The organism is Kocuria sp. HSID17590 (assembly GCF_003989485.1).
Lineage (GTDB): Bacteria > Actinomycetota > Actinomycetes > Actinomycetales > Micrococcaceae > Kocuria > Kocuria salsicia.
This window is the reverse complement of the sequence record NZ_RBMB01000018.1, coordinates 1-20,911: the sequence shown is the minus strand read 5'-3', so window position 1 is coordinate 20,911 and position 20,911 is coordinate 1. Positions and strand designations below refer to the sequence as shown.

Genomic DNA, 20,911 nt, shown 5'->3' with positions numbered 1-20,911 from the left:
CACAGCCCCCGCCCCACCGGGAGAGCGCGGCGCAGGCCTGTGGAGAACCACTTCGTAGACTGGGGCCATGAGCACGCCCAGGCAGACCGGAGCCCGCTGGCAGGAGGAAACACCCTGGCAGGAGGAAGCACCCTGGCAGGGTGGAGCGTCCTCGCGCAGCGGGGCACCGTGGCAGCGCGGGGCACCCCCGCACGAGGGGTCCCCCTGGTCCGGGGCACCCGAGGACACGGCCGTGCACGAGGAGTCCTTCGCCGCCCTGTGCCGCTCCTCCCCGTGGCGGTGGGAGACCCTGCGTTTCTCCCTGCACTGGGTGCCGGGCGCGCAGGACCGCCCCGCCCAGCCGGTGCGAGCCTGGCTGCGCCGGCCCTCGGACCTGCGGGTCGAGACGCTGCGGGGCCACGCGCTGTACACGAGCACGTCCCTGGAGCGCTCCCGGGACGACTTCTACGTGGCGGACACCCCGCGCTCCTGGCTGCTCCCGCCGGGTCTCGTGACCCCCGTGTACGACGACGACGGCCTGGTCACCCGCCGTCCCGAGGCCGCCTACGGGGACCCCGTGTTCGGCGGCGGCCGGTGGCAGGCGATCCTCGACCCCGTGGAGCTCGTGGGCCCGGCCCCGGTCCCGCCGTACCTGCCGGAGCAGCGACCCGCGCGGCTGCGCTCGCTGGCGGCCGGGGCGTTCGCGAAGCGCCGGGTGTGGTGCGCCACCGTGGAGCCCACCGTGCGCTACCGCCCGGTGACGGCGGCCCACCCGCTCGCACCGGGGCCCACCCGGATCGCCGTGGACACGGCCACCGGCGTGTGCGTGTACTCCCATGTGCTGAGCGGCCCGTACGCCGGCCAGGGGCACCGGCTCGTGGTCGAGGGGGTGGACGAGTACCAGCTGGACGACCTCTTCACCCGCGAGGACTTCGACCTCACGGACGTCTCCCACCACCTCCCGTGGCGGGTCCCCGGCCACTGACGCGCCGCGGAGACCTCACTGGGGCACGCCCCCGAGGGGCCGTTGAAGGGCCGCTGAGGCGCCGCGGTTCCGTGCGCCCCCACCCGGGGAACGACGTCGCCGCCGGCCTTCGCGGCGTCCCCGCCCCGCTCTCCCCAGGCCGAATGCCGATCGGACGTCGGCCTGGTGGCGGCAGCGCACAGGTCTGGCGCCGCCGGGCTCAGCCGCCGAAGCGGCGCTGCCGGCGGGCGTAGTCGCGCAGGGCGCGCAGGAAGTCGACGCGCCGGAAGTCCGGCCACAACGCCTCGCAGAAGTAGAACTCGCTGTACGCGGACTGCCACATCAGGAATCCCGAGAGCCGCTGCTCCCCGGAGGTGCGGATCAGCAGGTCCGGGTCCGGCTGGCCGCGGGTGTAGAGGTGCGCGGAGACGTCCTCGATGCTCAGGGCCTGCGCGGTGGCCTCGAGGGACTCCCCGCGGGACGCGGCGTCCGTGAAGACCTCGCGCACGGCGTCGACGATCTCCTGGCGGCCCCCGTAGCCCACAGCGATGTTCAGGTGCGGGCCGGGGTTCCCCGCGGTGCGCTGGACGCTGCTGGCCAGCTGCTCCTGCAGCTCCGGGGGCAGGGTGGCCAGCGCCCCGACCGCCTGCATCCGGCAGATCCCCTCCTCCTGCAGCTGCCGGGTGAGGTTCGTGATGATCTCCAGCAGCGCGGTGAGCTCCTCCGGCGGCCGGTTGAGGTTTTCGGTGGAGAGCACGTAGAGGGTGACCACCTGGATGTCGAGCTCGTTGCACCACCGCAGAAACTCCACGATCTTGCGCGCCCCGGCCCGATGGCCCTCCTCCGTGGAGGTGCCGAACTGCCGGGCCCACCGGCGGTTGCCGTCCACGAGGACTCCCACGTGGTGGGGCAGCTCCTCCTGCGAGAGGGTGCGCGCCAGGCGGTGCTCGTAGAACGAGTACATGACTCGGGGGAGCCTCATGACGGTCGTGCCCCCTGACTCTGCTCGGGCCTGTGCGGATTCACATCCACTAAACTACCCGTAGCGCCCGCCCAACACGGCAGCGCCCCACGACCGCCGTGCCGGTGGGAACAGTCACGGAAGGCAGTGTGATCCCCCATGCGAGACGACCGCGCCGGAGGCCGTGACCCGTACGATCCCCCCACGGTGGTGCGCCAGACACGCAACGGGCCGGTGACCGTGGAGCGCAAGCCCTCGTGGCGCGGCTGGATCCACGCGGGGTTCAGCCCCGTGGCCACCGCACTGGGGATCATCGCGGTGGTCGTTGCTCCCACCGTGCAGCTGCGCCTGGCTTGCGTGGTCTACGCCGTCACGGCCGTGCTGCTCTTCGGCACCTCCGCCGTCTACCACCGCTTCTACTGGAGCGCACGCATGAACGCGATCCTTCGGCGCATGGACCACTCGAACATCGCGCTCATCATTGCGGGCACGTACACCCCCCTGGCAGTGAGCTTCCTGCCCGGACGCAGCGCAGCGGTCCTGCTCGCGGTGATCTGGTCCCTCGGGGCCCTGCTGATCACCTTCCGGGTGTTCTGGCTCGGCGCCCCGCGCTGGCTCTACACGCCGCTGTACGTAGTCATGGGCTGCCTCTCCCTGGTCTACCTCCCGGCGTTCTTCGCGGTGAACGTGCCTGCCACGGTCATGCTCATCGTGGGCGGCGCGCTCTACATCGGCGGCGCCGTCTGCTACGCCCTCAAGCGGCCGCGGCTGCGTCCCGCCACGTTCAGCTTCCACGAGGTCTTCCACGCGTGCACGATCGGCGGCTTCGTGTGCCACTACATCTCCATCATGCTCGCCATGTTCGCGGGCTGAGCCCCCGGCGGTCACGACGACGCCGCCCGCACCCCGGGTGCGCCCGGGCCACCTCACGCGCCTGGTCGCCCCGGGCAACCTGGCACCCGCGGCAGACAGATCACCTCGGCCACCCGTTCTTCCCGACCGCCCAGCCACAGGTCACCCCAGCAGGCGTGCGACCTCCTGCGGACCGTGCACCGGGAGCTCGCAGCGCCCGTCGCGGCACAGCCACACCGTGAACCCGGCGCCGGGATGCTGCGGGGTCTGCGAGGTTTCCGACGTCTGCGTGGTGGCTGCGCTCCCTGACTTCTCCGGTGTCTCCGGGACCCCGTACGGTGCCACCGCGGCGTCCAGCACGAGCACGTCCAGCACGCGCCGGTCCCCCACGGTGTCCAGGAGCGCGCGGAACTGCGCGGGATCCGACGTCGAGGCCACCAGCAGCGCGGGCGGGTCCTCCCGGCCCAGCACCGCCGAGACCATTCCACCGGCGGCGGTGGGGGCCTTCAGCACCACACCCGTGGCCTGGGCGGTCAGACGCCCCACGAGTTCACTGGTCTCACGTCCTGCGGTGCGGGGCCGAGAGAGGTCCGTGAGCCACCGGGCGAGGACGGCCGGGGTGGACGGGGCGACGTCGTCGAACGGCTCGGCACGGCCCGTCGCCCCGGCCGTCACGAGGGTGGGGTCCAGGCGCGCAGACTCAAGGACGGCGTCGTCGCGCACGAAGCGCTCCACGGTGACTTCCGCAAGCGCGCGGCTGCGCTCGTACCAGACCCCGTCCCCGGTCGCGCGGTACAGAGCAAGCTGCCCCGCCCCCAGCCACGCGTAGTCCTCGAGCTGGCCCTCGTGCGGGTCCACCGCATCGCCGCGGGAGGTCCGCGCGAGCCGCCCTGTCGCCGCGTCCCGGTGGTGCTCCCACAGGAACTCCGCGGCCGCGCCCGCGAGGTCGAGCCACTCGGGGGCGTCCAGGAGCACGGCGGCGTCGGCGAGGCCCGCGATCATCATGCCGTTCCACGCCGTGACCACCTTGTCGTCCCGGTGTGGCGCTGTACGCTCGAGCCTGCGCTGCCACAGCGCGGCACGGAGGGACTCGTCCAGGATCCCCGTGACACGCCCCCCCTCACCCCACGCGGCGGTGACCGGTTCGGGGCGGACGCCCCCACTGCTGGAAAGGCCCTCGTCGACGCGGCTGAAGGTGTAGTACGCACCCTCGCGCTCCGCGTGCGGTTCGTCCGGGGACGGGTCACTGTCCGCGTCGAGGGACGCCGCGAACGCACCCTGGGGGGTCACCATCTCCCGGTGAAGCCAGTGCACGAGCGCGGTGGCGGCGTGACGGTACCGCGCCGCACGGTTCGGGTCCGTCCCCTCACGCTCCAGGATCACCACGGTGCGGGCGAGCACCCGCAGCAGCTGGGCGTTGTCGTAGAGCATCTTCTCGTAGTGCGGCAGGGACCAGTCCGGCGTCACGGAGTAGCGGAAGAACCCGCCTCCCACGTGGTCCTGGAGGGCTCCGAGCACGATTGCGTCCAGCGTCCTGCTCAGCAGCTCGCGTGCCGCTCGCCGCTGCTCCGGGATGAGCCACGAGGACGCCGTGCCCTCGTGGGCCTGGAAGGGTGACCGCGCAATCGTCGTCAGGGCCTCGAGCACCGGGGACGGCGGGAACTTCGCGCCCCCGCCGAAGCCCTCGTGGGCCGCGTCTCGGGCGAGTTCGAGGCCGTTGAGCCACTCACCCGCGAGCTCACCGGACGGTTCCCGCGCGCCGTCCCCCGCAGGCTCGGCCACCGCGGAGGGGCCGGCGTCCGCGAGCATCCTGTCGACGAGCTCCGGGTGCTGTTCCAGGGCCTCCGTCAGCTGCTCCGCGGAGCGTTCGACCTCGTCCCGTCGCACGGTCCAGGCCTCGGTGACGGCCACCATGACCTGCATGAAGGAGGGTCTGCCGTGCGCCGGCCGCGGTGGGTAGTAGGTGCCGGCGTGGAACGCGCGGCCCTCCGGCGTCAGGAACACGGTCATGGGCCAGCCGCCCTGACCGGTGAGCAGCTGGGTGGCCGCCATGTACACCGAGTCCACGTCCGGGCGCTGCTCACGGTCCACCTTCACGGGAACGAAGTGCGCGTTGACGTAGTCGCCCGTCTCCGGGTCCTCGAAGGACTCGTGGGCCATCACGTGGCACCAGTGGCACGCCGCGTAGCCCACGGAGAGCAGCACCGGCACGTCGCGCGTCTGCGCCTCCGCGAAGGCCTCGGGACTGAACTGCCACCAGTCCACGGGGTTCTCCGCGTGCTGGAGCAGGTAGGGACTCGTGGCACCGGCCAGACGATTCGGCATGGCACCACCGTCTCACAGTGCGGCCGGCGCCGTCAGGACCGGCTGGAGCCGTCCCGCCCGTCGGGTGCGCGGCCCGTGTGCGGTGACCGGACGGCGTCGCTACCGCTCGACGTCGCTCTCAGCACCGGTGCGGCGGGCGGCGTCGTTACCCGCTGTGCGGCCCTCGGCCGACGTCGTGCCCTCCGGGAGCGCACCGGTGGCGGCCCGTTCCTCGGCCGCGCGCCGCTCGGCGTACTCCGCCCGGTAGCGCAGCCGCCGGTTGCGACGGTTGAAGTCGATCACCAGCAGCACCACGGCGACCGCCAGCACGAAGGTCATCAGGAACCCGACCAGCCCCGGGGAGACCTGGCTCGGGTCGAGACCGGGGCGCAGCGTGTTCTCGGGGCTCGGCGCGGGCGTGGCCGCGTTCAGGACGCTCAGCAGCGTGGGCACGCGGGATCACTCGCTTCCGGGGTTCGAGGGCGCGTCCGCGACGCCCGCGAACAGGTCCGTCTCGGGCAGCTGCGCGTCCACGCGGGACTCCGCGAGCGTGTAGTCCTCCCACGGCCACACCTCCGCCTGCGTCTCCGCGGAGACCGCGAAGAACATGCCGTTCGGGTCCACCTGGGTGCGGTGGCTGCGCAGTGCCTCGTCCCGGGCCTCGAAACGGTCCGCGCACTCGATCCTGGTGGTCGTCTCGTGGCGCGGCACCGGCGGGCGGTGGCCCTCCGGATCGGACTCCTGAATGGCGGCGATCCGCTCGGCGTAGGGCGACTGCAGCCCGCGCGCCTCGAGCGCCTCGTGCAGGGCGACGAAGCGCTCCACGTTGAAGGCGCGGTCGTAGTACAGCTTGGACGGGGCCCAGGCCTCGCCCGTGCCGGGGTACGCGTCCGGATCCCCCGCGCGCAGGTACGCCTCCATGGCCACGTTGTGGGTCTGGATGTGGTCCGGGTGCGGATAGCCGCCGTTCTCGTCGTAGGTCAGGATCACGTGGGGCCGGAACTCCCGCACCAGCTGCACCACGGGCGCCGCGGCACGCTCCAGCGGCTGCAGTGCGAAGCACCCCCACGGCAGCGGGGGAAGCGGGTCCCCCTCGGGCAGACCGGAGTCCATGAAGCCGATCCAGCGGTGCTCCACGCCGAGTGCACGCACGGCAGCGGCCATTTCGTGGCGGCGCAGGCCGGCGAGGTCCCGTTCGGCCGCGACATCCCCCTCCATCTCGGGGTTAAGAATCGAGCCGCGCTCGCCGCCGGTGCACGTGGCCACCATGACGCGGGCGCCCAGGCCCGCGTAGTGGGCCATCGTTGCGGCTCCCTTGCTGGACTCGTCGTCGGGGTGGGCGTGGATCGCCAACAGGCGCAACTGTGAATAGTCCGTCACCGAACGAATGCCTCCAAGACCTCATCGCGGAAAACCGCCGTAAAAATGCAATCCCCGGTATCCTACGCCGCACCCGAATGCCGTGCGGCGCGTGCGTCACGCCACTTCACGACCGACGACGCCTCCCGTACCGGCCGCGCGGCGGCGTCGTCCGCCGCTGGGTACCCAGTCTTCGCCCACCGGCCCTCGGTAGAGTGGGGGCATGAGTTCTGCGATCCCCCAGCCGCCCGGTGGCGCGCCCGCACCCGGAACGGACCGCGTGCTCGCCCAGCGCTACGGCGGCGGGCACCGCCGCGTCAACCGGCCACGGCGGCGGGGGCCCTCCACACGCGGCTGGATCGTGATCGCGGCCGCTGCCACCCTTCTGGCCTCCCTGTTCGTCGTGTGGATCGTGTGGGGGAACTCCCAGCGGCCGGTGGCCAAGGACGTCAGCTTCCAGATCACGGACGCCGGTCACGTCTACGCGGACTTCGACCTCACAAAAGACCCGGACCAGACGGTCACGTGCGCGGTGCAGGCCCTCAACGAGCAGTACGCCGTGGTGGGCTGGCGCGAGGTCACGGTCGGGCACGTGGCGGACGAGGAGCTCAACGGCCGCACGAGCACGCACCGCGTCACGCTGCGCACCACGGGAATCGCCACGACTGCCGGCGTGGACACCTGCTGGGACGACGCCGGCTGACCCGCCCCCCCCTGCGACTGCGGTCGTGGAACGCGACACGTTGGGCTGGGCGCGCGGCCTCCACTAGACTTGCCGCGAGATCACATCCCCGACCCGGACACGCTGGGCCACGCGGCTCGCACCGGGGCGGGGTTTTTCACACGTGCTCACCAGGGCGGTGAGCACCGGAGAAACGGAGGCACAGTGCCTACTCACGAGGGAGCCTGGCTCACCCAGGAAGCGTACGACCGGCTCAAGAAGGAACTCGACTACATCGCCGGTCCCTACCGGCAGGAGATCGTCGACCGGATCGAACAGGCCCGCTCCGAGGGTGACCTCAAGGAGAACGGCGGCTACCACGCCGCACGCGAGGAGCAGGGCAAGAACGAGGGACGCATCGTCCAGCTGACCCAGCTCCTCGAGAACGCCCAGGTGGGCGAGGCCCCGGCGGACGACGGCGTCATCGAGGCCGGCATGGTGGTCACCGCGGAGATCGCCGGCGACGAGATGACCTTCCTCATGGGCAGCCGTGAGGTCGCCGAGGACCTCACCGGGGGCGAGGACCTCGAGGTATTCTCCGAGCGTTCCCCCATGGGTGCCGCGATCAACGGCCACAAGGTGGGCGACACCGTGAGCTACCAGGCCCCCAACGGCAAGGACATCACAGTCAAGATCCTGAAGGCCAAGCCCTTCAGCCGCTGACCCCCGAACTGAGGGCCACGCCGCAGCCGCGGTGTGGCCCTCAGCCGTTTCCTACGCCGTCACAGCACAACGTGGCGGCTCCCGTTGCCTCCCCGACAGGAGAACCCCTCGTGGTCACCCACTGGAACCGCACCCCGAACCGCTGGAGCGGGCCCCTACTCGTGCTCACCGCGCTGCTGGCCGTGGCCGCGGTGGTCGTGCACTTCGTGGGCCAGAGTCACCCCGCACTGAACTCGACCGGCGGTCTGCGCAACATCCTGTGGTTCGCCACGTTCGTCATGGCGTTCGTCACCTACGTGACGGCCCGCGGGGCACGACGCCGCTGAGCGGGCGCTGCGGCGACGTCGTCGCGTCCTCGTGGTCGTAGCGTCGTCCTCATTGCAGCGTCGTCCTTGCGACGTGGCTTCCGCAGCGGCACAGGCCCCAAGGCCCCGGGCCTGAGAGTCCAGGGATCAGTGCGCGATCACGGGGTGGAAGCCGTGCGCCTCCAGCTCGGCGATCACCTGGTCGCAGTGCTCGTGGCCCTTGGTCTCCATGTCGATGGTGATGGACACGTCCCCCATGGACAGGGAACCGCCGATGCGGGTGTGGTCCACACCCGTGACGTTGGCGTCCAGGTCCGCGATGATCTGCGAGATCTGAGCGAGCTCGCCGGGGCGGTCGGTCAGCATCATCCTGACCGTCATGTAGCGTCCCGCTGCGCTGAGACCACGCTGGATGACCTTGAGCATCAGCATGGGGTCGATGTTGCCGCCGGAGAGCAGCACCACCGTGTTGCCGAGGTCCGGGTGGCTCTCCTTGAGGTCGCCTTCGAGGATTGCGGCCACGCCCACCGCGCCGGCGGGCTCCACGACCATCTTGTTGCGCTCAAGCATGAAGATCAGCGCCTGGGCGAGCGAGTCCTCGGAGACCGTCACGACGTCGTCCGCGAGCTCCCGGATCACGGTGAAGGGCAGCTGCCCCGGGCGGCCCACCGCGATGCCGTCCGCGATCGTGGAGACCCGGGACAGCGTCACGATGGCATCACCGGCGAGCGACGGCGGGTAGGCGGCGGCGTTCTCCGCCTGTACGCCGATCACGCGGATGTCCCGGCCCTGTTCACGGGCCTTCGCCTTGATGGCCACCGAGACGCCGGCGAGCAGCCCGCCTCCACCCACTCCCGCGATCACGGTGTCCACGGTGGGCAGCTGGTCGAAGATCTCCAGGCCGATCGTGCCCTGCCCGGCAATGATGTCCACGTGGTCGAAGGGGTGCACGAACACCGCACCGGTCTGGTCCGAGAAGCGCTGAGCCTCCGCGAGCGCCTCGTCCACGGTGGAGCCGTGCAGCACCACTTCCGCGCCGTGGTCCTGGGTGGCCGCGATCTTGGGCAGCGCCGCACCGAGCGGCATGTAGATCCGCGCCTCGATGCCGAGCTTGGCGGCAGCGAGGGCCACGCCCTGGGCGTGGTTGCCGGCCGAGGCCGCCACCACTCCCCTGGCCTTCTCCTCGTCCGAGAGCTGCGACATCCGCACGTACGCGCCGCGCACCTTGAAGGAGCCCGCGCGCTGGAGGTTCTCGCACTTGAGGTAGACCTCCGAACCGAGCGCGCGCGACAGCGCCCGGGAGTGGGCCAGCGGCGTCCGCTCGGTCACCCCCTCCAGCAGCGTGGCGGCACGGCGGACGTCCTCCACCGTTACGGGCAGATCTGGGTGGGCCACAGAGAACTTCCTTCGTCGTAGCCGGTTGCTTGGTCCGCCGCGGGGTGCCGGGCCCGGTGGATCGCGACCGGGACTGCGGGGCGGGGACAACAGAACGCGGCGCCCGTGGGTGGGGGCGCCGCGCTCCATGCTATTACCTCGCGAGAGGTCTCAGCGCCGGGAGTCGTCCGTGCTCAGGACGTCCTCCTCGATGCTCGCGTTGTGCTTCGTCTGCTTGCGGTGCTTCTCGTCACGCCTGTGCTCCTCGGCCTCGCGCTCCTTGTGGCGCTTGCCGCGGAAGCGCTGGAGCAGCGCCATGACCTGGTCGCGGTCCAGGTCCTTCTTCTTGGCCGTCTTCTTGATCTCGCGGGGGTACATCAGCGGCTCCCACGCGATCTCGTCGTCGTGCTCCCAGGCACGGCTGGCCAGGTAGCGAACGATCGTGTTGAGCACGGCCATCAGCGGCACGGAGAACAGGGCACCGGCAATGCCGAAGAGCACGCTGCCGGAGGCCACCGCCAGGAACACGGCCACCGGGTGCAGGGAGACGGCCTTTCCCATGATCAGGGGCTGCAGCACGTTGGACTCGAGCTGCTGCACGAGCAGCACCACGCCCAGCATGGCCAGGGCGATCCACGGGCTCACGGCCACGAGGGCGACCAGCACGGCCACCGCACCGGTGGCCACGGCGCCCACGATCGGAATGAAGGACGCCAGGAACACCAGCACGCCGATGGGCAGGGCGAGCGGGACGCCCAGGAAGAATGCGCCCACGCCGATGCCCACGGCGTCCACGAACGCCACGAAGACCTGGATCCGCACGTACTGGGCCAGGGAGATCCAGCCACGGCGACCGGATCCGTTGACTGCGGAACGAGCGCGGCGGGGGAAGAGCTTGACCACGAACAGCCAGATGTTCTCGCCGTCCATGAGGAAGAAGAGCAGCACGAACAGCATGATGATCGTGCCGGTGACGATGTTGCCCGCAGTGGAGCCGAAGGTCATGGCCCCGGAGAGGACCTTGTCCGAATTCTGCTGCAGCGTGTTGCCGAGGTCCGCGATCCACTGGTTGATGTCGTCCGTGGAGAGGTTCAGCGGGCTGTCCTCCAGCATGCCGATCAGCTGCTGGAAGCCCGCCACGGCGTTGTCCGAGAGCTGGGCGAAGCCCACGATCATCTGCTGCCCCGCCAGGGTGAGGAGCCCCAGGACCAGCACGATCAGGCCGAGCTCCACGGTGATGGAGGCGAGCGCGGCGGGGAATCCCCTGGAGCGCAGCCAGCGCACGGCGGGGAACAGCAACCCGGCGAGCAGGGCGGCGAGCAGTACCGGGATCAGAACGGTGGTGACGAGCGAGAGCAGCCACCCGACCACCCCCACCCCGGCGATGATGAGCAGGATGCGCCAGGACCACGCCGCGGCGATCCGCACGGGAGCCGTGACCGTGTCCTGGGCGTCGAGGGCGGGAGCGTCGCTCGACCGCGGGGCGTCCGGCACGCGGTCCGGGGACGTGCTCGCGGGAGACGTGGAGATGCTGGAAGACATGGGCACCATGATCGCATCATTGCGCGCAATGTTGTTACCGGGCCGCCGCCCGCGGGATGACAAAATGGCTGCCATGTCCACCACACTGCTGCGCATCCTGGCCCAACGCCGTCCCGCGAGCCTGCTGAGCCAGGAGGCACCCCGCCAGGAGGAGCTCGAGGCCGTCCTGCGTGCCGCCGCCGGTGCGAAGTACGACGAGCGGCCCACCGGCTGGCGTGCCGTGGTGACCACCCGCCCCTCAGCCCCCCTGCTGGCCGCCGCCATGGCCGGGCTGGCCTCGGTGCCCAACCTCACGGGCCCGGTCCCCCGCCTGAAGGGCAAGAAGATCCGGGTTCTCGCCGCCTACCGCGGTTCCCTTTCGTGGGCCTCCCGCGGCGGCGCCGCCATCGCGATCGTCTTCCGCCACCACCCGGAGCTCGAGGAGTCCAAGAAGGTCCAGCGTGGGGAGGTCTCCGCGGCACGCGGTGTCCTGGAGGCCGCGTTCTACGCGCAGGGCTGGGCCACCATCTGGTCCCAGCGCGAGCCCTACGACCGGGAGATTCTCCGCTCGTTCTACGACCTCGACGAGCACGAGGAGGTCCTCGGCTGGCTCTTCGTGGGCCGCGCCGCTCCTGACAGTGTGCCCTCCCGTGCGATCAACCTGCCACCTCGCGACCTCGGGATCAGCTACATCTGAGCGGGCACCGGGCGCGACGACGCTGCGCGGCCCCGGTGACGCGGCGTGCCGCACGTCCGCTGCGCAGCGCCGTTGTCGGCCCCGGTACCTAGCGGCGCCGCGCCTCGTCCACCGCCCTGGGACAGACAGAGCGACGGCCCGGTGTGCGTGCACCGGGCCGTCGCTGTCGGGACGTTTCAGTCCAGGAGGAGTCAGTCGCTCATCGACCGGATGATCGTCAGCAGACGCAGGATCTCCACGTAGGTCCAGATCAGGGTCACGGTCAGGCCGAACGCCGCAGACCAGGCAGCCTTCTGGGGGATGCCGCGCCTCACGCCGTCGCTGATGTTCTCGAAGTCCAGTACGAAGCTGTAGACGGCCAGCAGGATCGCGATGGCACCCACGAAGAGCCCCAGCGGAATGCCGAAGACGGAGACGTCGGTGCGCAGGTTGAAGCCGCCCAGCAGCGAGGTGCCCAGGTTCACGAGGGCGAAGATGGCGTAGGCCATCATGGCCACGAAAAAGAACTTGGTCACTCGCGGGGTCGCGCGCAGCACGCCCGTCTTGTAGAGCACGAGGACCGAGACGAAGACCGCCAGGGTGCCGATGACCGCCTGCACCACCACGCCCGGGTAGGTGCTCTCGAACATGCCCGAGATGCCGCCGAGGAACAGGCCCTCCGCGAGCGCGTACAGGATGATGAGCACGGGGCTGGGTTCCCGCTTGAACGAGTTCACCAGACCGAGGACGAGGCCCACGATGGCACCGGGAACCGCGAGGACGGGCACAAACCAGCCCGCGAAGGCGGCCACGACCACGCAGCCGAGCACGAGCGAAGTGCGCATTACGACGTCGTCGTAGCTCATGCGCCCGGTCTGGGCGGGCCCGGCGGCGGGCGCGTTGTACATCCGCTCGAGCTGCTCGGGCGAGTACTGGGCACCCTGGGGTGATGCGGGTACGGTGGTGGCGTTCTTCTTGTTGAAGTCTCGCAGGAGGGGGTTGCCGCCGGCCATGGGACGTCCTTTCTGGGCGTGGGCGAGCTGAGATCCCAGGTTAGCACCGGAACCTGCACGCCAGCCTGGAGTCCGTGGACGGCGAACAGACCCGCGGGGGTCGGTTCACGAGTGCCGGGCGGCGGGATCGGTGCTGCGTCGGGGGTGCCCCCAGTGGGATTCGAACCCACACTGAGCGGATTTTAAGTCCGCTGCCTCTGCCGGTTGGGCTATGGGGGCGGGTACGACGACGGTGGGGCCGCCCGCAGGCGGCCCCACCGTCGTCGACGTGCAGGCTACAGGCTGGCCTTGGCGTCCGAGACCTTCACGCCGGCGGCTTTCTCGAAGGCCCGGCGCGGATCGTGCAGGTGGCGCAGCGGCTGGGTGTCCCGCCCGAAGACCATGTTCAGGCCCCACTGGGTGAACACGCGTGCCTTGCGGTCCACCGTGGGGATCGCATAGCCGTGGTACAGACGGTGCATGAGCCACGCAGGCAGTCCGCCGAGGTCGATGTTGCGCACCGTGGCGGCACCCTTGTACAAGCCCAGTCCGGCCACGGAGCCGAGGCCCTCGTGATAGTAGTCCTGCAGGGGCTCGCCCTGGTGGGCGGCCATGATGTTCTTGGCCATCCTGGCTGCCTGGCGGACCGCGTGCTGGGCGTTCGGCACGCAGAAGCCACCCGGGCCGGCACCGGTGAGGTCCGGGACGGCGGCGATGTCGCCGGCGGCCCAGGCGCCGTCGAAGGGCCCGTCGTCGCCGGTGACGCGCAGGTCTGCGCCCACGCGCAGGCGGCCGCGCTCGTCGATGGGGAGATCGCTGTTCTTGATGAAGGACGCGGCGGCCACGCCGGCGCACCAGATCAGGGTGTCCGTGGCGAGCTCGCCGGCGGGCGACTTGTCACCCATGTTGATGAGCTTGACGACGTCCCCGTCTACCTCGGACACGGACGTGTTCAGGAGCACCTCGACGCCGCGGGAGCGCAGCTCGGCCACGACCTTCTCAGCGCGGTCCTTGGAGACCTCGGGCATGATCCGTCCCATGGCCTCGATCATCACGAAGCGCAGGTCCGAGACCTTCAGGCGGTCGTTGCGCTCCACAGCGGTACGTGCCATGTCCTCGAGCTCGGCAATGGTCTCGATGCCGGCGAAGCCGCCGCCCACGACCACGAACGTCAGCGCCTGGCGCTTGGCGTCCTCGTCGTCGGTGAGGGACGCCACCTCGATGCGCTCGAGCATCCAGTTGCGCACGGAGACGGCCTCTTCGATCGTCTTCATGCCGATGGCCTTCTCCGCGAGCCCCGGGATGGGGAACGTGCGGGTGTTGGAGCCGCCGGCCACCACGATCTCGTCGTAGGGCAGCTCGAACTCGGGACCCTCGTCGATGCCGCGGATGGTGACCTTGCGGTTGGCGTGGTCGATGTTCTCCACGCGGCCGGCGATCAACTCGCAGTCCCGCAGGTTCTGGCGGTGGGGAACCGTGGCGGAGCGCGCCTCAATGTTCCCGGCCGCGACCTCGGGGAGGAAGGGAAGGTAGGTCATGTACGGGTTGGGGTCCACCACGGTGACCACGCCGCCGGACTCCTTGATACGGGTCTGCAGCTTCTGCGCGACGGTGAAACCGACGTACCCGCCACCCACGATGAGAAGGCGCGGACGGTCCTTGGCAAGTTGATTGAAAGACATGCCTGGAAGTTTACTCATCACCGGGAACTTTTGCTCACGCCCTGCCGTACGGTGACGGCCTTGCAGGGTGCTCCGGAGGGTGCTCCACGCGGGTGGCGCACCGGCGTCTCAGCGCGAGAGTCGCCGGATGTGCAGGATCGCCGCCACGGTCAGGCCGCTGACGACCACCGCGAAGGAGGCGAGGATCACCACGGGCAACGCACCGGTCTCGTTCAGGGGCTTCTGCGCCACGGGCGGGGTGGCCTCCTGCGTCACGTGCTCGGTGTCCCCCTCGTCCGCGCTCGCCGAGGCGCTCGCGCCGGGCGAGGCGGTGTGCGGCCGGTTCTGCTCGATCCAGTGCTGCACGCTGCCCAGCGGGTTCTCCTCGGTGGTCTCGACGTCGTCCTCCACCGCCGCGCGGACGTCCAGGATCCCATAGCCGTAGAACGGGTCCTTGCCCTTCTCCCCCGCGTCGTGGGCCGTCTTGACGATCCGTTGCGCGATCTGCGCACCCGTGAGCTCCGGGTGCCTCTGCTTGATGAGCGCCGCCGTCCCGGAGACCAGCGGAACGGTCGCGGAGGTCCCGGACCACTCGGCGTAGCCGTTGCCCGGCATCGCCCCCACCATGTCCTCGCTGGGCCCCGCCACCCCGATCGAGATGCCCTGGGAGGAGGAGTCCCAGCTGGCCTGACGCTGGCGGTCCACCCCGCCCACGGACAGCACGCCCGGGATCGTCGCGGGGGCACCCACCTGGGTCAGTCCGCTGCCCCTGTTGCCCGCGGCAGCCACCACCAGCACGTTCTTCTCCTCGGCGTACGCGAACGCGGAGTCCCAGGACTGCGGCCACGCGGTGGCGTTGGAGCCCACAGACATGTTGATGACGTCAGCGCCGTGGTCCACGGCCCACCGGACGGCGTCCGGGATCTGCTCGTTGACGTCCTTCACACCCGGCTGCTCGGCGCCCAGCCACATCGACACCGGGAGAATCTCGGCGTCCGGGGCGACCCCCAGGATGCCCTGCTGTTTCCCGGGGCCGCCCGAGCGGTCCTCCCCGTGGCCGTGGCCCGCCGCGAGGGAGGCCACCAGCGTGCCGTGCTCCGGCTCCTCGCCGAGGCCCTGCTGCCCGTCCGCCCGCCCCTTGCCGGAGACGTCCGTGCCCTCCCCCACGGAGCCCGTGAGGTCCTGGTGGGAGCCGTCCACACCGGTGTCGATCACGGCGATCTTCACGCCCTTGCCGGTCGCGGACTTCCACGCGTCCCGCACGCCGTAGTCGTCCAGCCAGTACTCGCGCTGCTGGATGTCCGAGCCCTCCACGGCGGCCTTGCCGTTGGTGGGAGCGGGGGCGATGGGCGACTCCACGGGCACCGACGGCGCCGGGGCGGGCACCGCGGGCTGCTGTCCGAGCGCGGGGACCGCCGTCATCCCGACGAGCAGCGCGCCCGCCGCAGTGGCCGCGAGCAGGGCCCGAGTCCTCGTGCGTCCGATCATGACCCCTCTGTTCTGCCTCGCGGTGCGGCGCACCGCGCCCGTTCGTGCTCGTGGTGGACCGGGGCCCGCGTCAGGAGACCAGGGACAGTGCGATGCCGTCCAAAATATCGTGCTCACTCGCCGTCACGGCGCTGACCCGCCCGTCCGTGGCGGCCGAGACGCGCTCGAGCACCCGACGCCACACGAGAGCCCCGGCACCGATCACGTCCACGCGGCCCTCGTGCATGAAACCGAGCGCGGCACGCTGGTCCCGGGTCATCTGCGTCAGCTCACGGCAGGCGCGCACGACATCCGGGATGGACAGCTCGGTGCCGTTGATCCGCTGCGGGTCGTACTCCGTGAGGCGAAGTGCTGCCGCGGTGACCGTGGTGACCGTCCCTGCCACGCCCACGATCTTGGTGGTCTGCTCCAGCGGCACGGTCCGGGCGACCACGTCCATGGCCTCGTCCACATCCCGCAGCGCGAGCTCCTGCTGGGCCGCGGTGGGAGGGTTGCCGCCCAGGTGACGCTCGGTGAGGCGCACACAGCCGATGTCCACACTCTTCGCGGCCAGCACCTCCGTGGGCGTGCCGAGCACGCACTCCGTCGAACCGCCACCCAGGTCCACCACGAGCACGCGGTCCCGCGAGTCCAGGGACGACGCCGCATTGAGGGCACCGCGGAAGGACAACGCCGCCTCCTCCTCACCACTCACGACCTCCGGCTCGACTCCCAGGCGGGAGCGGATGCCCGCCACGAAGACGTCCCGGTTGCCTGCGTCGCGGGTCGCGGACGTGGCCACGAAGCGCACGCGCTGCGCCCCGTGCTGCGCGATCAGCGCCGCGTATTCGTCCGCTGCGGCGAAGGTGCGCTCCAGCGCGGCCTCCGCGAGCCAGCCGGTGGCGTCCACGCCCTGTCCCAGCCGGACGATGCGCATCTCCCGCACCACGTCCGTGAGCGTGGACCGCGGCCCGTCGGTGGCATCCGCGATGAGCAGACGGATGGAGTTGGTACCGCAGTCGATGGCAGCGACGCGCATGGCAGCAAGGGTCCTCTGGTCGTGGGGTGGGGAGTCGGAGTCGCTCGGCGCGGGGGCCGCTCAGGCCTCGCGCCAGGCGGGGTCGCACGCGCAGCGCTGCGGCGTCCACGTGGCGGAGATGCTCTCCAGCGTCTCGTCCCCCAGGGGGTTCACCCCGGGGCCCGCGGCCAGGCTGTGTCCCACGAGCACGTGGAGGCACTTCACGCGGGTGGGCATCCCCCCGGCGGATATCCCCTCGATCTCGGGCACCTCGCCGGTGCCGGCGAGCTCCCCGATACGACGGCGCTGGGCCAGGTAGTGCTCGTGAGCCTCCCGGTAGCGCTCGGTGAGCTCGGGATCCTCGGCCACGCGCTCCGACATGGCGTACATGGCACCCTCCGCTTCCAGCCGGGAGACAGCCGCGGTCACCACGGGGTGGGTCAGGTAGAAGACCGTGGGGAAGGGTGTCCCGTTGCCCAGCCGGGGTGCGGTGGCGACGACGAGCGGGTTGCCGCACACGCAGCGCGCGGCAATCTCCACCACGTCCCGTGCGGGCCGTCCCAGCTGGTGGCCCACGACCGTGAGGTCCTGGTCCGTGACGGTGCGGTCCTGCTCTCGTGCGGCGTCGCTCACTTGTCGCTGCTCTCCTGGGGTCGTGGTTCGAGGGTGACGTCCTGCTGCGGGTAAGCGGAGTCGACGACCGATTGCCAGAGCCCGTCACCCCACGCGGGCTTGCCCGCCTCGACCTGCTCGGCGGAGGACTCCACGCCCTGGTGGACGTCCGGCTGGGCTCCGACCACCACGTAGGCGCTCTCCCCCGGCATCACGTAGGACATCCGCTCCCGGGCCTGCTGCTCCACGTAGGAGTCGTCCCCCCACAGCTGCTCCTCGCGCTTGAGCTGCTGCTGCTGGTCCTGCTCCTCGGCGATGCTGCTGCGCAGCTCGGAGATCTGCGTGTGCTGGTCGATAAAGATCTTGGCCGTGGGCGCGGCCAGGAAGACGATGAGGGTGGCCACCACGATCAGCGCCACCAGACGACCGTTGAACGAGTGCGCCGGGGTGGGCGCCGCGAGGGTGTGGGAACCGCCGGGAGGTGCCGGAGTCTCGTCGCCATCGTCGCGCAGGGATCCCGGCCGGGGAATCCGCGGGCCTGGACCGACCATGCGGTCACCTCCGGGGGAAGACGTGGTGGGGCTCTTCGTGCTGGCCCAGTCTACCCGCAGCGCAGCGCCGCCCGGTCCCCTGGGAACGTGGACCGGGCGGCGCGTCGGTGGGCACCGGCAACGTCACGGGTGCGACGCCGCTGCGCGGCTCACTTCGCGGTGAAGCGCGGGAAGGCGGAGGCGCCCGCGTAGGTGGCGGACTCGCCCAGCTCCTCCTCGATGCGCAGCAGCTGGTTGTACTTGGCCACGCGCTCGGACCGGGCGGGAGCGCCGGTCTTGATCTGCCCCGCGTTCACGGCCACGGCGATGTCCGCGATGGTCGTGTCCTCGGTCTCGCCCGAGCGGTGGGAGATCATGCAACGATAGCCGTTGCGCTGGGCCAGCTCCACGGCGTCGAACGTCTCGGTGAGCGAGCCAATCTGGTTGACCTTCACGAGCAGGGCGTTGGCCACGTGCTGGTCGATGCCGCGCGCCAGGCGCTCGGGGTTGGTCACGAAGAGGTCGTCGCCCACGAGCTGGACCTTCTCTCCGATGTGCTCGGTCAGGGTGGCCCAGCCCTCCCAGTCGTTCTCGTCCAGGGGGTCCTCGATGGAGACCAGCGGGTACTTCTCGACGAGGTCCGCGTAGTACGCGGACATCTGCTCGGCCGAGCGCTTCTGGCCCTCGAAGGAGTAGGAGCCCTTCTCGAAGAACTCGGAGGACGCCACGTCCAGCGCGAGCGCAATGTCCTTGCCCGGCGTGTAGCCAGCCTTCGTGACGGCCTCGAGGATCAGATCCAGCGCGGCGGCGTTGGACTCGAGGTTCGGCGCGAAGCCGCCCTCGTCGCCCAGACCGGTGGACAGGCCGCGGTCCTTCAGCACGGACTTGAGGCTGTGGTAGACCTCCACACCCCAGCGCAGGGCCTCGGAGAACGTGGGCGCACCGATCGGCGCAATCATGAACTCCTGGATGTCCACGTTGGAGTCCGCGTGGGAGCCGCCGTTGAGGATGTTCATCATGGGCACGGGCAGCACGTGGGCGTTGGGCCCGCCCAGATACTTGTAGAGCTCGAGGTCGGCGGAGCTCGCGGCGGCGCGGGCAATGGCCATGGAGGCGCCCAGGATCGCGTTGGCGCCCAGCTTGGCCTTGTTGTCGGTGCCGTCGAGCTCCAGCATGGCCTGGTCCACGGCCCGCTGGTCCGAGGCGTCCAGGCCCACGACCGCCTGCTCCAGCTCCTCGTCCACGGCGTGGACGGCGTCCAGCACGCCCTTGCCCTGGTAGACCTTCTTGTCCCCGTCACGGCGTTCGACGGCCTCAAACTCGCCGGTCGAGGCACCGGACGGAACGGCCGCGCGTCCGAAGCTGCCGTCCTCGAGCAACGCCTCCACCTCGACCGTGGGGTTGCCGCGGGAATCCAGGATCTGGCGTGCTTGCAGCGCAATGATCATTGCCATGAAAATCTCCTTGTCGGTCGTCGACCCGTGGGACGGTCTGCGCCCCACCCTCCAGCCTACCGAGGGCACCGGGTCAGTGCGATCCGGCGGGGCACCGGTTCTCGGCCCGCCCTCTCAGCGAGCCACGGGCCCGTCGTTCTCACCCACGAAGCGGCGCACCGCCGTGCGCAGCGCGCGCTCGGCGTCGAGCCCGCGCGCTGAGCTCGTCTCCACCAGCGCAAGCAACTGGTCTCCGAGCTCCCGCTCCTCGGCCTCCCGCTGCTCGGCCGTGGGCTCGGCCTGCACCGGCACCACCGCGGGCACGCCGTGGCGCCGCGCCTTGGAGAACGCCTTCTCGCCGTAGGCCAGCGCGGGCAGCGCCGGCGGGATGCCGTCGAAGATCCGGGTACGGTGCGGCTTCTCGTTGCGCTTCACCGCGTCCCAGCGCGCGGCCAGCTCCGCGGTGTCCGGGGCCGACTCGAGGGAGTCCGCCGTGTCAGAGGTCGCACCGTCGGGGGATTCCCCGGCAGCGGGCGCGGCGTCAGAGCTCGCGTCGTCGGTGCCTGCGGGGGACGACGACGCGGCCGCGCCGTTCGTGGGGGACGTTGCCTCGGCCACGGAGGACATCGCCGTCGCGGCTCCCGCGGGCTCCCGGGCGGCGTCGTCGTCCCCGGGGAAGACGTGGGGGTGGCGGCGGATGAGCTTGGCGGTCACCGCATCGATCACGTCCGAGACGTCGAAGCGCTCCTCGCCGGTGTGCTCCTGGCCGATCCGCGCGTGGAAGACCACCTGCAGCAGCACGTCCCCGAGCTCCTCGACGAGCTCGTCACGACGCCGCCGGGAGGGCTCCAGGGTCTCGACCGCCTCGACGACCTCGTACGCCTCCTCCACGAGGTAGCGCAGCAGGGACTCGTGCGTCTGGGCGGCGTCCCACGGGCAGCCCCCCGGGGACCGCAGCCGGTCCATGACCTCCAGCAGCCGCTCGAACTGCGGCCCGGGTGCTGTCCCGTCCTCGCCGTTCACGCCCGCTCCCCCGTGACCTGCTCCTCGAGCCACAACTGGTACTCGCGGGACACGAACGCCGCGCGGGCCGCGTTGCGCTGGACCGCCACGACGTCCTCGTCGGACCAGCCCGCACGGGTGCGCAGCTGCTCGAGCTCGTGGCCGACCGACGTGTCGCTCATCAGCCGGTTGTCCGGGGAGATCGTGACCGCGAAACCGCCCCGCAGCAGCCGTGTGACCGGGTGCTCGGCAATGCCTTCACCCCATGCGCGGCTCGCGCCGGTCTGCAGGTTGGAGCACGGGCACACCTCCAGGGCGACCCGCCGGTCCCGGATCCAGGTCGCCAGCGGGGACGTGCCCTCCGGGTCCTCGTCCAGCAGCCGCACGCCGTGGCCCAGGCGCAGCGCGCGCCCGGTGAGCAGGGCGTCGGCCATGGACGCCGCACCGTCCGCCTCGCCCGCGTGCAGCGTCACCGGGATCCTGTGCGCGGCCAGCAGGTCGAGGGCCTCGCGGTGGG

At 70.9% G+C, this 20,911-nt stretch carries 21 protein-coding genes and 1 tRNA gene; 6 read left to right on the top strand and 16 right to left on the bottom strand.

Annotated features, from left to right (window positions below):
- The first annotated feature begins 67 nt into the window (after window positions 1-67).
- Window positions 68-964: a hypothetical protein gene (locus D8M39_RS07760; RefSeq protein ID WP_232300193.1), complete on the top strand. Its 897-nt coding sequence runs from the start codon at window positions 68-70 to the stop codon at window positions 962-964.
- A 199-nt stretch (window positions 965-1,163) separates the two neighbouring features.
- On the opposite strand, the gene D8M39_RS07755 is transcribed toward D8M39_RS07760, so the two are convergent.
- Window positions 1,164-1,925: an isoprenyl transferase gene (locus D8M39_RS07755; protein ID WP_055082597.1), complete on the bottom strand. Its 762-nt coding sequence runs from the start codon at window positions 1,923-1,925 to the stop codon at window positions 1,164-1,166.
- A 138-nt stretch (window positions 1,926-2,063) separates the two neighbouring features.
- Between D8M39_RS07755 and D8M39_RS07750 the strand changes: the two genes are divergently transcribed.
- On the top strand, window positions 2,064-2,777 hold the full coding sequence (locus tag D8M39_RS07750) for a hemolysin III family protein (protein ID WP_126874774.1): 714 nt from the start codon (window positions 2,064-2,066) through the stop codon (window positions 2,775-2,777).
- A 141-nt stretch (window positions 2,778-2,918) separates the two neighbouring features.
- On the opposite strand, the gene D8M39_RS07745 is transcribed toward D8M39_RS07750, so the two are convergent.
- From D8M39_RS07745 to mca, 3 genes are all read right to left on the bottom strand, one after another.
- Entirely contained in the window at window positions 2,919-5,081 is a 2,163-nt protein-coding gene (locus tag D8M39_RS07745; protein ID WP_126874773.1) for a thioredoxin domain-containing protein, read from the bottom strand.
- Between the two features lie 99 nt (window positions 5,082-5,180).
- Window positions 5,181-5,513: a hypothetical protein gene (locus D8M39_RS07740; protein WP_083482306.1), complete on the bottom strand. Its 333-nt coding sequence runs from the start codon at window positions 5,511-5,513 to the stop codon at window positions 5,181-5,183.
- Between the two features lie 6 nt (window positions 5,514-5,519).
- On the bottom strand, window positions 5,520-6,440 hold the full coding sequence (gene mca, locus D8M39_RS07735; RefSeq protein ID WP_126874772.1) for a mycothiol conjugate amidase Mca: 921 nt from the start codon (window positions 6,438-6,440) through the stop codon (window positions 5,520-5,522).
- A gap of 202 nt (window positions 6,441-6,642) precedes the next feature.
- Between mca and D8M39_RS07730 the strand changes: the two genes are divergently transcribed.
- The 3 genes from D8M39_RS07730 to D8M39_RS07720 all read left to right on the top strand — a co-directional run bounded on the left by D8M39_RS07730 (window position 6,643) and on the right by D8M39_RS07720 (window position 8,129).
- The gene (locus D8M39_RS07730) at window positions 6,643-7,122 is read left to right on the top strand and encodes a DUF4307 domain-containing protein (RefSeq protein WP_126874771.1); all 480 of its coding nucleotides are present in this window, start codon (window positions 6,643-6,645) and stop codon (window positions 7,120-7,122) included.
- A gap of 183 nt (window positions 7,123-7,305) precedes the next feature.
- A complete protein-coding gene (gene greA / locus D8M39_RS07725; RefSeq protein ID WP_055082587.1) occupies window positions 7,306-7,803 on the top strand; it encodes a transcription elongation factor GreA in 498 nt (165 codons plus the stop codon).
- Between the two features lie 110 nt (window positions 7,804-7,913).
- A complete protein-coding gene (locus D8M39_RS07720; protein ID WP_055082585.1) occupies window positions 7,914-8,129 on the top strand; it encodes a hypothetical protein in 216 nt (71 codons plus the stop codon).
- A gap of 126 nt (window positions 8,130-8,255) precedes the next feature.
- Here the strand turns inward: D8M39_RS07720 and ilvA are convergent, their stop codons facing one another.
- A complete protein-coding gene (ilvA, locus tag D8M39_RS07715) occupies window positions 8,256-9,503 on the bottom strand; it encodes a threonine ammonia-lyase (protein WP_094393567.1) in 1,248 nt (415 codons plus the stop codon).
- Between the two features lie 150 nt (window positions 9,504-9,653).
- The gene (locus D8M39_RS07710; RefSeq protein WP_126874770.1) at window positions 9,654-11,024 is read right to left on the bottom strand and encodes an AI-2E family transporter; all 1,371 of its coding nucleotides are present in this window, start codon (window positions 11,022-11,024) and stop codon (window positions 9,654-9,656) included.
- 73 nt (window positions 11,025-11,097) lie between these two features.
- Between D8M39_RS07710 and D8M39_RS07705 the strand changes: the two genes are divergently transcribed.
- Window positions 11,098-11,700 carry a hypothetical protein gene (locus tag D8M39_RS07705; protein ID WP_232300192.1) on the top strand — a complete coding sequence of 201 codons (603 nt, stop codon included), beginning with the start codon at window positions 11,098-11,100 and terminating at the stop codon, window positions 11,698-11,700.
- A 191-nt stretch (window positions 11,701-11,891) separates the two neighbouring features.
- Here D8M39_RS07705 and D8M39_RS07700 read toward each other — a convergent pair whose 3' ends face one another.
- The 10 genes from D8M39_RS07700 to D8M39_RS07655 form a co-directional block, all read right to left on the bottom strand.
- Entirely contained in the window at window positions 11,892-12,692 is an 801-nt protein-coding gene (locus D8M39_RS07700) for a Bax inhibitor-1/YccA family protein (protein ID WP_055082577.1), read from the bottom strand.
- Between the two features lie 145 nt (window positions 12,693-12,837).
- Window positions 12,838-12,911: transfer RNA gene (locus D8M39_RS07695), tRNA-Leu, on the bottom strand.
- Window positions 12,912-12,967: 56 nt separating this feature from the next.
- A complete protein-coding gene (locus tag D8M39_RS07690) occupies window positions 12,968-14,353 on the bottom strand; it encodes an NAD(P)/FAD-dependent oxidoreductase (RefSeq protein WP_126874769.1) in 1,386 nt (461 codons plus the stop codon).
- A gap of 108 nt (window positions 14,354-14,461) precedes the next feature.
- Window positions 14,462-15,820, bottom strand: a complete 1,359-nt coding sequence (locus D8M39_RS07685; protein WP_126874768.1) for a S8 family serine peptidase — start codon at window positions 15,818-15,820, stop codon at window positions 14,462-14,464.
- Between the two features lie 70 nt (window positions 15,821-15,890).
- Window positions 15,891-16,838 (bottom strand): Ppx/GppA phosphatase family protein, encoded by a 948-nt coding sequence (locus tag D8M39_RS07680; RefSeq protein WP_126874767.1) that lies wholly within the window; start codon window positions 16,836-16,838, stop codon window positions 15,891-15,893.
- Between the two features lie 60 nt (window positions 16,839-16,898).
- On the bottom strand, window positions 16,899-17,450 hold the full coding sequence (locus tag D8M39_RS07675; protein ID WP_126874766.1) for a DUF501 domain-containing protein: 552 nt from the start codon (window positions 17,448-17,450) through the stop codon (window positions 16,899-16,901).
- The gene (locus tag D8M39_RS07670) at window positions 17,447-17,980 is read right to left on the bottom strand and encodes a septum formation initiator family protein (protein ID WP_126874765.1); all 534 of its coding nucleotides are present in this window, start codon (window positions 17,978-17,980) and stop codon (window positions 17,447-17,449) included. The genes D8M39_RS07675 and D8M39_RS07670 overlap by 4 nt, the downstream gene beginning before the upstream one ends.
- A 149-nt stretch (window positions 17,981-18,129) precedes the next feature.
- Window positions 18,130-19,413 carry a phosphopyruvate hydratase gene (eno, locus tag D8M39_RS07665; protein ID WP_126874764.1) on the bottom strand — a complete coding sequence of 428 codons (1,284 nt, stop codon included), beginning with the start codon at window positions 19,411-19,413 and terminating at the stop codon, window positions 18,130-18,132.
- Window positions 19,414-19,527: 114 nt separating this feature from the next.
- Complete coding sequence (locus D8M39_RS07660; protein ID WP_055083519.1) at window positions 19,528-20,415, bottom strand: MazG nucleotide pyrophosphohydrolase domain-containing protein; 888 nt, start codon at window positions 20,413-20,415, stop codon at window positions 19,528-19,530.
- Window positions 20,412-20,911 (bottom strand): adenosine deaminase (locus D8M39_RS07655; protein WP_371413767.1); only part of this gene is annotated, 500 nt, incomplete at its 5' end. The genes D8M39_RS07655 and D8M39_RS07660, both read right to left, overlap by 4 nt.